Source organism: Novipirellula galeiformis (assembly GCF_007860095.1).
Classification (GTDB): domain Bacteria; phylum Planctomycetota; class Planctomycetia; order Pirellulales; family Pirellulaceae; genus Novipirellula; species Novipirellula galeiformis.
In genome coordinates this window covers 202,958-217,993 of record NZ_SJPT01000005.1, presented here as the reverse complement: position 1 = coordinate 217,993, position 15,036 = coordinate 202,958, and the positions used below count along the sequence as shown (strand labels likewise).

10 protein-coding genes and 5 tRNA genes are annotated in these 15,036 nt (G+C 55.6%); 2 read left to right on the top strand and 13 right to left on the bottom strand.

Features of this window, described 5'->3' with window-relative positions:
* Window positions 1-256: 256 nt before the first annotated feature.
* Both Pla52o_RS14745 and Pla52o_RS14740 read right to left on the bottom strand, forming a co-directional pair.
* The gene (locus tag Pla52o_RS14745; protein ID WP_146595380.1) at window positions 257-1,147 is read right to left on the bottom strand and encodes an SDR family oxidoreductase; all 891 of its coding nucleotides are present in this window, start codon (window positions 1,145-1,147) and stop codon (window positions 257-259) included.
* A 76-nt stretch (window positions 1,148-1,223) separates the two neighbouring features.
* A complete protein-coding gene (locus Pla52o_RS14740) occupies window positions 1,224-2,714 on the bottom strand; it encodes an FAD-dependent oxidoreductase (RefSeq protein WP_231612353.1) in 1,491 nt (496 codons plus the stop codon).
* Window positions 2,715-3,167: 453 nt separating this feature from the next.
* On the opposite strand from Pla52o_RS14740, the gene Pla52o_RS14735 reads away from it, so the two are divergent.
* Together Pla52o_RS14735 and Pla52o_RS14730 are read left to right on the top strand one after the other, a co-directional pair.
* Complete coding sequence (locus Pla52o_RS14735; protein WP_146595378.1) at window positions 3,168-6,137, top strand: DUF1592 domain-containing protein; 2,970 nt, start codon at window positions 3,168-3,170, stop codon at window positions 6,135-6,137.
* Between the two features lie 107 nt (window positions 6,138-6,244).
* On the top strand, window positions 6,245-7,516 hold the full coding sequence (locus Pla52o_RS14730) for a DUF1552 domain-containing protein (RefSeq protein ID WP_197169294.1): 1,272 nt from the start codon (window positions 6,245-6,247) through the stop codon (window positions 7,514-7,516).
* 255 nt (window positions 7,517-7,771) lie between these two features.
* Here Pla52o_RS14730 and Pla52o_RS14725 read toward each other — a convergent pair whose 3' ends face one another.
* The 11 genes from Pla52o_RS14725 to Pla52o_RS14670 form a co-directional block, all read right to left on the bottom strand.
* On the bottom strand, window positions 7,772-8,428 hold the full coding sequence (locus Pla52o_RS14725) for a YoaK family protein (protein WP_146595376.1): 657 nt from the start codon (window positions 8,426-8,428) through the stop codon (window positions 7,772-7,774).
* Between the two features lie 690 nt (window positions 8,429-9,118).
* Window positions 9,119-9,544, bottom strand: a complete 426-nt coding sequence (gene rplK, locus Pla52o_RS14720; RefSeq protein WP_146595375.1) for a 50S ribosomal protein L11 — start codon at window positions 9,542-9,544, stop codon at window positions 9,119-9,121.
* A gap of 103 nt (window positions 9,545-9,647) precedes the next feature.
* Window positions 9,648-10,430, bottom strand: coding sequence for a transcription termination/antitermination protein NusG (gene nusG / locus Pla52o_RS14715; protein WP_231612351.1), 783 nt, complete (start codon window positions 10,428-10,430; stop codon window positions 9,648-9,650).
* A gap of 101 nt (window positions 10,431-10,531) precedes the next feature.
* Entirely contained in the window at window positions 10,532-10,981 is a 450-nt protein-coding gene (gene secE / locus Pla52o_RS14710; RefSeq protein WP_146595374.1) for a preprotein translocase subunit SecE, read from the bottom strand.
* A gap of 89 nt (window positions 10,982-11,070) precedes the next feature.
* Window positions 11,071-11,142 (bottom strand) — tRNA-Trp (locus Pla52o_RS14705).
* A gap of 228 nt (window positions 11,143-11,370) precedes the next feature.
* A complete protein-coding gene (tuf, locus tag Pla52o_RS14700) occupies window positions 11,371-12,567 on the bottom strand; it encodes an elongation factor Tu (RefSeq protein WP_146595373.1) in 1,197 nt (398 codons plus the stop codon).
* Window positions 12,568-13,187: 620 nt separating this feature from the next.
* Window positions 13,188-13,259 (bottom strand) — tRNA-Thr (locus tag Pla52o_RS14690).
* A gap of 75 nt (window positions 13,260-13,334) precedes the next feature.
* A tRNA-Gly gene (locus Pla52o_RS14685) sits at window positions 13,335-13,405 on the bottom strand.
* A 16-nt stretch (window positions 13,406-13,421) separates the two neighbouring features.
* Window positions 13,422-13,503, bottom strand: a tRNA-Tyr gene (locus Pla52o_RS14680).
* A 161-nt stretch (window positions 13,504-13,664) separates the two neighbouring features.
* Window positions 13,665-13,737, bottom strand: a tRNA-Thr gene (locus Pla52o_RS14675).
* A 516-nt stretch (window positions 13,738-14,253) separates the two neighbouring features.
* A complete protein-coding gene (locus Pla52o_RS14670) occupies window positions 14,254-15,000 on the bottom strand; it encodes a class I SAM-dependent methyltransferase (protein ID WP_146595371.1) in 747 nt (248 codons plus the stop codon).
* Window positions 15,001-15,036: the final 36 nt, after the last annotated feature.

The following is a 15,036-nucleotide window of genomic DNA, read 5'->3' as shown; positions in this document are numbered from 1 at the left end:
AAATCGTATCCAAACTTCAGAAGCGGCCGGAGGAGGCCAAGAGCGAACAACGTGTTGTCCCTAGGCGGTGCGCGTGGGACGGAGTTGCGGATTGTTCGAGAAAACATGGCTCGAATGGCCGGTTCGCTTGCAAGCTCGCTGATCAATTTTAAGCCACTGAAAGTCGCGAGGCGACGGCGAATCCATTGCGGACGTATTTCCGTAACGGATCCATCGTCGCACGTTTTTGCAAGCCGTTGACGGGAATCGCGGCTGATTAACCGTTGATGACTTCGCCGCCGTTGGGGTGAAGCACTTGACCGGTGATATAGGAGGCATCGGCGGAGGCAAGAAAGACGTAACAGCTTCCGCATTCATCGGGTTGTCCCGCCCGACCCATCGGCGTATCGCTACCGAACTTGCTAACCTTTTCCTTGTCGAAGGTCGCGGGAATCAGCGGCGTCCAAATGGGCCCCGGTGCAACCGCGTTGACGCGGATGCCGTCGTCGACCAACTTTTGTGATAGCGAACGCGTGAACGCAACGATCGCTCCTTTGCTGGCAGCATAATCGAGCAGTCCTGGGCTGCCGCGGTACGCTGTCACCGAAGTGGTATTGATAATCGAGCTTCCCGTGTGCTCTTTCAAGTGCGGAAGCGCAGCTTGGGTTAGATAAAACATCGGAAACACGTTCGTGCTGAACGTCGCAATCAGTTGTTTCTCGGTGATCGCGTCGATGTCGTCTTGCGGATGTTGTTCTGCGGCATTGTTGACGAGCACATCGAGACGGCCAAATTTTTTAACCGTCTTTGCTACCGCAGATTTACATGAAGCGGCCTTGCCGATGTCAGCCTTGATGGGCAAGCAAACTCGCCCTTCAGACTCGACTAGCGACCGCGTTTGTTCGGCATCCTCTTTTTCGTTGAGGTAAACGAATGCGATATCAGCCCCCTCGCGGGCGAACATAACAGCCACCGAGCGTCCGATTCCGCTATCGCCGCCTGAGATCAATGCGACCTTGCCTTCTAATTTGCCACTGCCGACGTAATCCTCGCGGATCGAACGCGGCTGCGGCTTCATCTCGGATTGGATCCCCGGTTGTTTCTGCTGAGATTGTTTGGGTCGCTGTTTCTTTGAACTCGCATTGCCGCGTGTCTTGGATTTGTTCATGCGATCGTTCCTCGGGCGATGTCGCGGTGAAGTTGAAAAGTGTTTTGAAAAAGTGGTGAAAGGTGTTGTTGCTTGGCTACTTTTGCTTTGGTTGCAAGTCTTGTTCCGGCGGACCATAAATTCGTTTGCCGCAGTTCGCGAAGCGGCCACCATGGACCGGGCAATCCCATGTTTGTTCGGCTTCGTTCCACGACACGGTGCCGCCCATGTGGGTGCACATCGGATCACAGCGGTGCAGCGTGCCGCTTTTGTCTCTGCAGATCGCCGTGTGAACTCCATCGACATTCCCCACCGCTCCTTGGCCTGGACGAAGCGTCGCCGGATCGATATTTTTCGCTGGCAAGATTCTCTGAGCCATTCCTTTGACTGGAGCTGCCATCTCGGTGACCGCACCGGCAAGTCCAGCTGCATTTATTCGCGACGGAGACAGTTGTTCTTGCAGCGTCGAGGTGCCGCGGAAAATCTGGTCGGCGATCAACCAACCGGCCGCCGTGCCCCAGGTCAAGCCGACGCCGCTTAACCCGGTTGCGATCCACACGTTCTTTTTGCCTGGTGCCTTACCGATCATCGGCAATCCATCGGTCGGATCGAAGAACTCGGCACTCCATCGCGACTCGATCGATCGAACTTCGAAATGTTGACGGACGTATTCTTCGAGTTTTGCTTCGGCTTGTTTGGTATCGCCGTCGCCGGTGCGATGGTCGCAGCCGCCCACGATGATCTTATTCGGCGATGTACTTTTCCAGCGGCGAAGATAGAAATAGGGATCCGAATTGTCCCAAAATAATGCGTCTATAGGCGGGTCCGCCACTTCGGCAAGCAGTGCGTATGACTGATACGCTGGCGTCTGCACGTCCAAGGCGATCGAGTCGGTTTTGTTGCAGTGGGCCGCTAACACGAGGTGCTCGAACTTGGCCGTGCCGTCACCGACCGATAACTCCGATGTGTGTGGTTCGAGCGAGACTTGGGCCATCGAGTTCTCGAAAATTTGGCCCCCTGACTCGATCACCAAATCGGTCAATCGCCGCAGGTACGCCATGCAGTCCATTCGAGCCATGGCGTCGATTTGGTAGCCGACCGCCGCGAAGGGTAACGGTGCCGAGTCACACCACGACACGGGCAGTCCCAGCTTGATCGCTGCGTCATAATCCTTCCGAATCGAGGAGGCATCATCACCGCGTTCGGAGTAATCGAAAGCGGGGACGCGCGTGAAATCACAGCAATCTGCGGCGCGATGTTCGATCGCAGCAATCGCTGCTTGACGAAGCTGGACATACTCGCGGCCGGCATCCTCCCCAAGCTTTGACAATAATTCTTGGCAACCGATTTCCGGATGCGCGTCTAGGTGGCCGGTGCTGCCTCCGGTGGTTCCCGCACCGATCACGGACGCTTCATAGACAGCCACACTGAATCCGCGGTGTCGCAATTCCAAGGCTACGGACAATCCTGTGATTCCGCCTCCCACGACAGCAACATCGCTGGTATGCGTGGACGTCAATCGATCAAAGCGTTGCGACAATGGATTGGATTCAATCCAGCATGAATGGTGAATCGAGTTCGAATTCATGGTGAACCTCGGGAGCATGAAAGTTTTTCCACTCTCAAACTCTAGCAAGCACACCGTGTACCATCTCGTTTGCTTTGTTGCTGTAGGGTTGCTGTTTCCCGCAACCCGCGACGGGTTTAGTAGCCCAGGCGGCCAGCCTGTGAATGTGGGGAAGGCTTCCCGCCTGTCATCGAACTGGTAGGGTGGGCTGTCAGCCTGTCGAGGTGGTGGAGCATCGAGTCTATGCCGCTAGCGGCTGTACCCCAACATCGCGGTCGAAACTCTTGGCGAGTGTCGCGACGAGGCGAATTTTCTTCCCAATTCTGGTTTTATCGTGGGTAAGTCCGAAATCAAGTGGCATCCGCAAGACGACAGTCAGTAGACTGGTGTGGCATACGCGATGCTTTGGCTCGTGCCCACCTCTGCTGCGATTTTTTGCAGTTCTCCCCTGCCCCACCGTTATCGAACGCACTCATGAAAACGCTGCGTTTCATTATTGCTTGGTTCTTCGTCGTTCCCGCGATTGGTGCGATCGCCGAAGAACCGCTGGCCGTCATCTTTCGCGACACCGTGCAGCCTGTGTTGCAGACGCACTGTGTCGCATGTCACAACGACGTCACTCGCGAAGGTGACTTGGATTTGAGTGTCGACCAGGATCTGGCATCGGTGGTCAAGAATTTTCGCCACTGGATGGTCGTACTCGAACGACTCGAAGCGGGCGATATGCCTCCGGACGATGCCGACGAGCAGCCAACCCCCGCGCAGCGAGAGTCGGTCATCCGCTGGATCGAAGCGGTCAAAGATACCGAGGCCAAACGCACTGCCGGGGATCCCGGCGTTGTGTTGGCGCGTCGACTTAGTAACGCCGAGTACAACTACACGATCCGTGATTTGACGGGGGTGGATATCCAACCGGCTAACGCGTTTCCGATTGACCCGGCCAACGAAGCGGGCTTCGACAACTCGGGTGAATCGCTAACGATGTCCCCTGCCCTGTTGAAAAAATATCTCGCGGCCGGGCAATCCGTGGCGGAGCACTTGGCGTTAACGCCGACGGGATTCGAGTTCGCACCCCATCCCGTTATCACGAACACGGACCGCGACAAGTTCTGTGTCAATCGGATTGTCGATCTCTACAAGCGACAACGGACTGACTATGACGCCTACTTCATGCTGCTTTGGCGGTACCAAAATCGAGACGCGTTTGCACGCTCCGGCGTAACGTTGACTGAACTCGCTCGCCAGCACGGTTTGAGCGAGCGATATGCCGAGACGTTGTGGGGGATGTTGACGGGCGAAGCGGAGTCGGTAGGCGCCATCGCGGCGCTGCAGGCAATGTGGCGTGAGTTGCCCACGGAGGCGACGGAAGCACATCAAGTCGACGCACAAACGCAGTGCAAACAAATGGCCAAGTTTGTCACGACGCTACGCGCGAGCTTGGTTCCGAAAGTACCGAACTTGACCTCGCCCCAAATGAACAACGGATCTCAGCCGTTGGTGCTGTGGAAGAACCAGCAATTTGTAGAGAATCGTCGACGTTACTCCGGCGAACCCTTGCCCGAGGGTGATCTCGGTTTACCCGCGGACTCCATCGCCGCCAAGGTGATGTCGACTGCCGATGACGCGGCGAAGGATCAGATGCGTGAATCGCTTGAGCGGTTCTGTAGCATTTTTCCCGATGCCTTTTTCATCTCCGAACGCGCCCGGGTTTACTTGGACCCGAAAAAGGAAAAGAAGTTAACAGGACGATTTTTGAGCGCGGGATTCCATAGCCAAATGGGATACTTTCGCGATGATGCGCCGCTGTATGATTTGATGCTCGATGAATCGCAGCAGCAAGAAATCGATCGGTTGTGGTTAGAGCTTGATTTCGTGACCTCGGCACCGATGCGGCAATACAGCGGATTCATCTGGTTTGACCGTACCGACTCGACCTTCATGCGGGACCGGGAATTCGACCGTTATCGCGCCGAGGACAAGGATGCGACGTCCGTAGAAAAGGTCCAAGGTTTGTCGGACGTTTACATCGCCAAGGCTCGCCGATTGGGATCGAGCGATCAGGCTTTGGCTGCGATCCGTCGCTACTTTGACGATATGTCCGCGACGTTCCGGAAACTAGAGCAGTTGCGCATACAGTCGGAACCGGTTCATGTTCAGGCGTTAGTCACATTCACCGAGCGTGCCTTTCGCCGACCGCTGTCGAGCCAAGAAGGCGAGGACGTCAAAGCGTTTTATCAAATGCTGCGTGACGTGGATGGATTGAGTCACGAAGATGCGATTCGTGACAGTGTGATTCGCGTGTTGATGTCACCCCACTTTTGTTATCGCGTCGATCTTCCGGGCGAATCTCACAGTGAGTCGGAATCGTTACTTGCGTCTCAGAGCGTACAGCCGCTTGATGATGTGGCGCTGGCAAGTCGGCTGAGTTACTTTTTGTGGTCCAGTATGCCTGACCCGACGCTGATACAGATTGCCGAGTCGGGGCGTCTGCACGAGCCCGACGTGTTGGTGGACCAAGTTCGCCGCATGTTGCGGGACAAACGGGTGCATGGATTGGCGACAGAGTTCGCAGGCAACTGGCTCGATTTTCGACGATTCGAACAGCACAACGGAGTCGATCGAGGTCGTTTTCCCCAGTTCACCGATGAATTGCGCCAGGCGATGTATGAGGAACCGGTTCGCTTCTTTTTAGACGTGATCGACCGCGACGCCTCGCTGCTGGAGTGTTTGTATGCCGATCACACCTTCGTGAATCCCGAGTTGGCGAAACATTATGGTGTGCCCGCGGAACAGATTGCGGATAGCATTCATGGTTGGAGCAAACTCGATGAGGCAAGTCGTTGGGGACGCGGCGGAATGTTGCCGATGGCAGTCTTTTTGACCTACAACTCGCCAGGGCTACGTACCAGTCCGGTGAAACGCGGGAATTGGGTGGTCAAACGGATGCTGGGTGAGAACGTGCCCGCGCCGCCGCCAACAGTTCCTGAGCTTCCCGAAGACGAATCCAAACTGGGCGATCTGACGCTTCGCGAGGCCCTTGCCCGTCATCGTGCGGATGCGAGTTGTGCGAGCTGTCACGAGCGGATCGATTCCTTTGGACTCGCTTTTGAAGGTTACGGCCCTGTGGGCGAATCGCGTGACACCGATCTTGGCGGCCGCGCCGTGGATGACACCGCGGTGTTCCCGGACAAGAGCGAAGGCAGCGGACTCGCGGGGCTGCTGCGATACATTCGCGACCAACGACAAGACGACTTTGTTGAAAATTTGTGTCGTAAAATGTTGGCGTATGGACTTGGACGCACGCTGCAACTTTCCGACGAGGCGACGATTGCTCAGATGCGGTCAACGCTGGCGAAACAGGATTACCGTTTCAGCAGCATGATCGAAGTGATCGTGACGAGCCCGGCGTTTCTAAATAAACGAACCCAATTGGAACTCGAGTGATGAAAACAAAGATGAACTCATCCCAACAAAAACCATTCGGCCCGTCGACGTCATCGGTCCCACATCGGCTGTCTCGCCGCACGCTGTTGCGAGGAACCGGCGTTGCGATGGCGCTGCCGTGGTTGGAATCGATTCCCGTTTGGGGAGCCGAAACCGTCGTGGGTAACGATCCCGTCGTTTCGCCAAAACGCTTTGCGGCGGTCTTTATGGGGTGCGGCATTAACAGCGACCATTGGTGGGCCAAGGGAAGTGGCGACCAGATGGAATTGGGCAAGAGTTTGCAGCCGATGGAACCGCTGAAACACAAGATGAATTTCATCACCGGGCTGTTCAACGAAAATGCGACAGGCGTTGGCATTCACCCGGGACAAACCGGAAATATCTTGTCGGGAGCGTCGCTGCAAAAGGGATCCGAGCTGCGTGGCGGCATTAGCATGGATCAAATGCTGGCGAACCATTTTCAAGAGCAGACGGCAGTGCCCAGCATGGTCTTGGGCTGTGAGCAACCGGTGACCGGTTATCATGAAACCAACTTTTCAATGGCCTACAGTTCGCACATCTCATGGCAGAACTCGACGTCTCCGGTGCCAATGGAAGTCTATCCATCGCTCGCCTTTGACGCGTTGTTTGACAATCACGGCAGCCGTCGCAACGAGAGCATCCTGGACCGCGTTCGTGAAGACGCCGTGTCGCTGAGTCACCGAGTCAGCTCGGCGGACAAGGCGAAGCTCGAAGAGTATTTGAGCAGCGTCCGTGAAGTCGAAAAGCGAGCCGCGTCGATGCGGGCAGCTCGTGACAAGGCTGCGTCGCGGGCCAAGGATCATGGCAAAACGATCGCGATGATGAAACGTCCCGACGATGGGTTGCCCGAAGACATTCGCGAACACATGCGGTTGATGTGTGACATCGTGGCACTCGGTTTCCAGACCGACAAATCTCGCGTCGCCACGCTGCTGCTAAACCGTGACTTGTCGGGATTGTTTTATCCGTTCCTCGATGTGCAAAGCACGCATCACTCGGCGTCTCACCGCGACAAGTCGGACGAGTATGAACGGATCTCGCGGTACTACTGTAGCCAGTACGCTTACTTGGCCAGCAAGTTGGATGCGATGCCCGAAGGGGACGGCACGGTGCTAGACCATTCGTGTTTGCTGTTCATTTCGAGCATGTGGTCGGGGAACGCACACGATTCGAACAAGGTTCCCGTGTTGTTGACCGGCGGTTTGTCAGGCGGACTCGAGACCGGCCGCGTGCTCGATTACATCGACAAGGGGGACGAGAATCGAAAGCTGTGCAGTTTGTACCTTTCGGTCATGGACCGGATGGACGTCAAGCTAGATCACTTCGGCGACGCCGAAAAGCAGCTCGCCGATCTGTAGCCGGTCTTAGCCCGGATATTTCATAACCCGAAGCGTAAGCGAGGGACCCTTCGTGAAATCCCTCGCTCACGCGTCGGGTGATGATTTTGTTTGCGCACATCATTCAAAATGCGTCACATGTTGTTGAGTGATCGGTTCCGACATTTTTGCTCGGTCGGATGCAATATCCGGGTTAGCAAGCGGGCAGGAATGATTGGGTGAACTCGCATAAGCCGTTTGCGTTAGGGCCGCCGGATGAGGGTGTTCAGATCGTTTCTACGGGTTGCCGAGCACCCAGTAGATCGCCGCCAAAGCTAAGGCGCCCAACGCGGGGAATAGCATGGCGTGAAATTGATACCGCTCAAAAAGGAACGCGCCGATAATGCCTCCCAACACGAATCCGACAATCAGTAGCAAGTACAAGATGGCTTGCCGTGAATTAAATGGATGCCCGCGAAACCAAGTGCCAAGCATCGTTCCTAGATCGGTAAACAGTCCCGAAACATGCGTGGTTCTGACCACGGCGCCACTATAGGTGCTGACCATGCCGTTTTGCAGTCCGCAGGCTGCCGACGCGAGGAGGTGGCCGGACGTGGAATCGGTGCTCAAAAGCGCAAACATCGCTGCAAGCAACAGTAACGACTCTAGGACCAGTGCAATCCCGTAACGGCGACCGAGCTGGAGTGCGGCATTGCCTACCAACGCACCGGCAACCGCCGCCCCAAATACAAACGCAAGGGTGATTCCGAGTAGGTGGGCGCAGTCGAAAAGGTTGGCTGCGGCGAGTGAAACCCCAAGCAACGTCGACGTTCCCGTGAGATGGGATACGGCTTGATACTTGAAGCCCAGTAAGCCGATTGCATTGATGGATCCCGCAATACAAGAGAGCCAGAACCCACCTATTTCAACCCAGCGAGGAAGTTTGGTTATCACGACGGGAGCTTTATACAGTCCTCTAGAGCAAAACCGGGAGTCGTTTCGCGTTGCCATCCAAGCAATCGCGTAGGGCACTCGAAAATGTTCAGCGAAGAACGAGGGTGAGCTGGCTCTTCAGGTGTGGCTGCGAAGCGAAAGGTCGAAACGCAGGATGTCCTAAAAATGCCTCGCGAGCTGGGCAATCCCGCTGTGGTCAGTGGCGTGGATTGCAAAACAGGCCAACTCTCAATCGCGTTCACACGGTGGTAACGCGTCGATTAGGTGCCCTGAGCGAAGCAAGTGCGCATCGCACTCGCGCAATTTAAACTTTGATGTAGCACCCGTCGCGTTCGCGGTGGACCACGTTCTGGCGAACGCAACTACTTGTTTTAACTACGTCATTTCTCAAATTGCACGTAAGCTCACCAGCCTACTGTGGTTCAGCTCGAAATGAAAGTCCCGGGGGGAGGGAGCGGCAGCGGAGGACGCCGACTCGATCATCCACCGTGCACGAATGCGGCCACCGCGCGCAAGGAGAGCCTAGAGGGTTGCATCCGCGTTTGCCGAAGCCGCGCACCCGCCGTTGTGCGAGTCGTGATCGCCGGGCGGGCTCACGAGATTTGAATTCCTGATGGTGAAACGCAAAAAAAAAGATAGCCGCAGCAAATTGCCCGCGGCTATCTTCAATGCGTTGCTGAGAGGCCAGGATTAGCCTTCGACGTTGATGCCCATGCTGCGGGCGGTGCCTTGGATCATCTGAGCCGCTTGCTCGATGCTGCGAGCGTTGAGGTCAGCCATCTTCTTCTGGGCGATCTCTTCGCACTGAGCGGCGGTCACGGTGCCAACCTTATCGCGGTTAGGAACTCCGCTTCCCTTAGCGATGCCAGCGGCCGCTTTGAGCAGCGATGCAGCTGGTGGGCTTTTGGTGATGAATTCAAAGCTACGGTCGTTGTAAACGGTCACGACCACTGGGATTGGCGTGCCCGCATACTCTTTGGTTCGGTCGTTGAACGCTTGGACGAACTGGCCAAGGTTAACGCCGAATTTACCGAGCGAGGTACCGACGGGAGGGGCGGGGGTAGCTTGTCCGCCAGGAACTTGAAATTTAGCGACCCCGGTTACTTGTTTAGCCATTTTCAGTGATCAGTTATAAAATTGTTCGGAGGAGTAATTTGAGGATGTTGGAAGGTCACGGCTGGAGAGCGTTTTGGCATCAACCGCCAGTGATGGTTGCCGTCTATAACGCTTCGACTTGCCAATGATCAAGTTCCATTGGAACACTACGACCAAAGATGTTGATGATAACAGTGATGCGTCCGTTTGCTTCGTCGACGCTATCCACATCGCCTTCTTGGTTTTCGAAGTTGCCTTCCTTGACTCTCACGCGATCGCCAACCTTATACGGAATCGCCGTCTTGATTGGAGTCTCGTCTTCATCGTCCAGTTCAGGTTTGTTGATGAATCGCTCGATATCCGATGGTTCCATCGGCATCGGTTTCCCAGCAGCCCCGGTGAAGTCACTGATTCCGCCCGTTTCGCGGACTAGGAACCAAGTGTCATCATTGATGATCATATTCACCATGATGTAGCCGGGAAGTAGCTTTCGTTTGGTGACACGACGTTTTCCATCGCGGCTGAAGGTGGCAACGTCTTCGGTAGGCACCACGATCTCGCCGAATTCTTCGATCATGCCTTCCATCTTGACGCGTTTGCGCAAGGCATCGGCGATCGAATCTTCGCGATTGAATGCGACCTTCAAGATGTACCAATCCATCTTGGCTTCGCCATCGTCCGCCTTGTCGACTTTGGGAGCGACTTGTTTTTTGGGCGGAGGCGGAGCGGGCGACGAGGTGTCTTCGCTATCGGCGTCTTGGGCAACGGCTTCGCCAGCATCTGCGGCGGGTTCTGTGGTTGCCGACTCGAGTTCGTTGGTCTCCGGCTGATCCGAATCAAGCGGGGCTCCGCCTTGCACGTCGTCTGGCATGTCGCCTGGGTCTTCTGTCGTATCAGCTGGATTCACGGTTATCACCGAAAGCGGTATCTAAAGTAATTCGTCTGGTGGCGTCTGGCTGGCCAGCAGCTGGGGAGGAGCCAGCGACGCCATGGTTTGGCGCGGGTGGCTTAGCTAGTAACGCCCAGGAAGTTAAAGATAAACTGCCAGACGACGTCGAACATAAACAAGGCAACCGCGAGGAAGAAAATCGTAAAGATGACCACGATGGACGCTCGGATCAGCTCCTCTTTGCTGGGCCAAGTGACCTTGTTCATCTCGGCTTCCACCGCGATCAAAAAGTCAGCGAACTGGGGCCAGTTCACCAAGCGGTAGCCGACCCACAATCCGATCGCTAGGGTCACACCGGAGATGCCGGGGACGAGGTACGCGTAAGGCCCGGAGAACAAAAAGCCTCGCAGGGTCGCGTACAAGCTCCAGCATCCAAGGGCAACGACGATCCAGATCGCCAATGCGGTCAATTGACGAACGATCCGCCCCTGGTTTGGCTTGTAAACCTTGGCGTGGAATAGCTCGCTCGTTAGCGGGGCGTTGTTCGTCCCTGCAATGTCTCGAGACACTGTCGGCTCCTAAAAATGACCTTGACCAATGAATGCTGCGAATCCGTTGCAGCAAACCAGCTGGCTAAATTTTCTATATCAAATCGAAGCAGGGGCGGAGGGACTCGAACTCTCAACCGCTGGTTTTGGAAACCAGTGCTCTGCCATTGAGCTACACCCCTGAACAAGACCGTCTGGTTAGACCGCTCTGTTATTGCCGAAAACCCTCGCTGGGAGCAATCCCAATGCGGGGAACCCGCGGCAATTGAGCAGGTTAACCAATTTGGCCTAAAAAGCCAATGACCAACAAGGGTAGAAAACCCTGTTGGTCATTGGATGATCTTTCGAAGCAGGGAAATCCGCCTGGCGCGAGGCCGAAGCAGGTCCCTGCTTGGAACGCAAAATCGTAATTATTGAACGATCTTGGTTACAACACCCGAACCAACGGTACGGCCGCCTTCGCGAATTGCGAAACGAACACCGTCGTCCATTGCGATTGGCTTGTGCAATTCGACTTCAACTTTCACGTTGTCGCCAGGCATGCACATTTCAGCGTCGACGAGGTTCGCAGTTCCGGTGACGTCCGTGGTACGGAAGTAGAACTGAGGACGGTAACCGCTGAAGAAAGGAGTGTGGCGTCCGCCTTCTTCCTTGCTCAAGCAGTAAACTTCCGCTTCGAACTTGGTGTGAGGAGTGATCGATCCAGGCTTAGCCAAGCATTGGCCGCGTTGGATGTCTTCACGCTTAACACCACGAAGCAAGCAACCGACGTTGTCTCCCGCGCGGCCTTCGCCCATTTCCTTGCGGAACATTTCGACGCCGGTGCAGGTGGTTTTTACAGGAGTGTCAGCGAGGCCAACGATGGCGACTTCTTCGCCAACCTTAACCACACCACGCTCGATACGACCGGTAGCAACCGTTCCACGACCTTCGATCGAGAAGACGTCTTCGATCGCCATCAAGAATGGCTTGTCGTCTTCACGAACGGGTTCTGGAATGAATTCGTCCAAAGCGGTCATCAACTCGGTGATGCACTTGCTCGCTTCAGGATCGGCTGGGTTGTTGTACGCTGGAAGCGACGAACCGCGAACCACAGGGACATCGTCGCCTGGGTAGCCGTACTTGCTGAGCAAGTCACGAGCTTCGAGTTCGACGAGTTCAAGCAACTCTTCGTCGTCGACCAAGTCGCACTTGTTCAAGTAAACCACGATGTAAGGAACGCCAACTTGGCGAGCCAACAAAACGTGTTCCTTGGTTTGTGGCATCGGTCCGTCAGCAGCCGACACGACCAAGATCGCACCGTCCATCTGGGCGGCACCGGTGATCATGTTCTTCACAAAGTCCGCGTGGCCCGGGCAGTCAATGTGGGCGTAGTGACGATTGTCCGACTCGTATTCAACGTGAGCGACCGCGATCGTCACGGTTTTGGTCGAGTCACGTACGGTACCGCCCTTGGCGATTTCCGAGTAACCCTTTGCCTTTGCCAGACCCTTAGCAGCTTGGACGGCCAAGATTGCGCCAGTGGTGGTCGTTTTACCATGGTCAATGTGGCCGATTGTGCCGACATTGACGTGGGGCTTTGTCCGTTGAAAAGTTTCCTTAGCCATTTTTCTAAATCACCTACACTCGACCAACGCGAAAACTGGTAAGGGATACGCCCCGAATCAGCCCGAAACCCCAGCGCCCGTGTTCACACCCACGGTAGCTCGCCAAAATCCCGGCCGCATGGCCACTTGATCAACAATAGATATTGGAACGAAATCAAAAAGAATCGTTCGCACCCCACCGCGGGGTGCGTATTTTGTTGCTGCTAATTGGCGTCAGCCGCAATTCGACCGACGAAAACGTGCTCGTTTACTGTGTCTGCAACACCCGCAGGGTTCTTGCCCTGCTTGTATCGCCGGCACCCCGAGAGACACTGAAATCCGATCTCATTAACGCTGTCAGCAAGATCGCTGGCCGCCAACTTGCCTAAGTTGTTGCGAAAAGTGCCGCCACTTGCAATTGCCCCGGAGGCGAAATTTGAGCTTTCGATGGCTCTTTTTTCGTGAGGGAACCGCTAGTGACACAATCGTCACCCGTGAAGCACTTTTGCTCTGTTTCTTTATTGGCGCCGCAGGCTCTTCGTTGAAGTCGAGCCACGGACGCGGTTTGTTGCCAAAGTGAACCAAAGCGATGCTTTGGATTCACCGTGGCGACAGCACCCTAGGGATGCCGTCGTCGCTCAAGCTGCTGATGGGATTTGAACCCATGACCTCATCCTTACCAAGGAGGCGCTCTACCACTGAGCTACAGCAGCGACTCAAGAGGGATCTTAGACCAAAAGGCCCGAGTCCAACAGAACACGCTCCGGTCGAAACGAAGAGGATGCAAAAGCGGGTGAAGGGAATCGAACCCTCGTATTCAGCTTGGAAGGCTGCTGCTCTACCATTGAGCTACACCCGCGATTGAACGTTGCAAATGGGGGCTACAGGATTCGAACCTGTGTAGACATAGTCAGCGGATTTACAATCCGCCCCCTTTAACCACTCGGGCAAACCCCCCTATTTCATTGCATCTTTCGGCGTGCTTCGGCCGTCTCTTGTTTTGTCTTGTCGTGTGTTTTGCTCGAGTCGTTTCCTTAAACCAATGCTTCTCTACTGTTTCGTCTGCTTTGCTATTCTCTCTTCACTTCGTCGCTTCACACCATGAATCACGATGCGAAAGCCAGCGGAGGGATTCGAACCCACGACCGGCTGATTACAAATCAGCTGCTCTGCCAACTGAGCTACGCTGGCGGTCTATCAGTACCAACTTGGTCAAAATCGGTCGCGTCGTTCAACGTCAATCCAATCTTAAAACCTGGACGCTCAAGTGGAAGCCACTTACTTCGTTCCTTCGGTCTGACAAAGCTAACCTTTTCGCTTCGAAGGGCAAAGTTTAGCGATCCAGCGATATGGGGCAAGACGGAAATCGGCCTGGGGACGTTGAAACAGCAGGATTCTGACGATTATTTTCTTTTTCGGCAACCCGAGGGCCCCATCACGCCCCATCTCGATGCAAATGACAACGAAATGGGCTCGGTTCCTGGAGAGCTGAGGACGCCATGAACACCTTACCCGATTCCGGTTTTTTACACCGTGATTGGTTTTGTAAGATGCTGGAATGAGCTGGATCGGCATTTTGCAGCGTGGACCGGCATCATTCCTGGATATTTTTGCAGATTGGTTTTTTTGCCCCTGAGGTGATGACGCTCTGGGACGCGAGGGAGGTTCGCGTCAGGGAGCAGGAAAGCTATCGCCGCGGGGAAGGAACTATCGCCGCGGGAATAATGCCGGTTGGCCGTACCAAGGGGGATGAGCGCCTGCACGCGTTGCTAGCAGGATGGCTTTGCCGTGCAGGTGTTCCGGGCCATGGGTGTAATCCCACTCTAAACATTCTTCGTAGCGCAGGATTCGCAGCCGGCGGTTCGCTGCGACGGCCCAGCGAGCCAATTCGTTGGGGGGGAAATAGTTGATCACGGCGTCAGCGGTCTCGCTGACCGGGGCGTCGCTTTCCTTTCCCGGCGATTGATCGCTGCCGGGATCCTCAGTCGTGTGTACCTGAGCGTAGAGAATCCCAGTCTCGGTCAACGCGTTGGCCATTCGTTCCCACAACACGATCGCGTCGTCGAGCGGGATGTGATCCAAGACCGTCGTGGCGACGATTGCATCGTAGGAATTTTCGGGCATCGGCACCTCGCGCACATCGATCGCGAGGGTTTCGACGTGACCGCGAGTCTGTTCGGTTTCGGCTCGTTGGCGAATACGCTCCAAACCGCGATGGCTGAGGTCCACCGCCAAAACGTCGTAACCGGCCTTTGCCAAGGCGATGGTGTCGCGACCCGCTCCGGCGCCGAGGTCGAGCGCCTTTCCGCCACGTGGAACCTGCTCGAGATACGCCGAGAGGGCCGCCGATGGCTCGTCCCCATAGGCGATCTGTTCGCGGTCGTAAGGTTCAAAAAATGGATCGCTCGCTTCGCGGCGGCTGTCTTGGCGAGGCTGCGGAGGGGAGGTGTCCATGGTTGGGGCTCGATGAGGAACGGGGCGAGGCTTGCA

Coding starts and splice junctions, on each gene's coding strand:
- Pla52o_RS14745 (WP_146595380.1), bottom strand. CDS start 1,147: ATGAACAAATCCAAGACACGCGGCAATGCGAGTTCAAAGAAACAGCGA.
- rplK (WP_146595375.1), bottom strand. CDS start 9,544: ATGGCTAAACAAGTAACCGGGGTCGCTAAATTTCAAGTTCCTGGCGGA.
- Pla52o_RS14730 (WP_197169294.1), top strand. CDS start 6,245: ATGGCGCTGCCGTGGTTGGAATCGATTCCCGTTTGGGGAGCCGAAACC.
- tuf (WP_146595373.1), bottom strand. CDS start 12,567: ATGGCTAAGGAAACTTTTCAACGGACAAAGCCCCACGTCAATGTCGGC.
- Pla52o_RS14735 (WP_146595378.1), top strand. CDS start 3,168: ATGAAAACGCTGCGTTTCATTATTGCTTGGTTCTTCGTCGTTCCCGCG.
- Pla52o_RS14740 (WP_231612353.1), bottom strand. CDS start 2,714: ATGAATTCGAACTCGATTCACCATTCATGCTGGATTGAATCCAATCCA.
- Pla52o_RS14670 (WP_146595371.1), bottom strand. CDS start 15,000: ATGGACACCTCCCCTCCGCAGCCTCGCCAAGACAGCCGCCGCGAAGCG.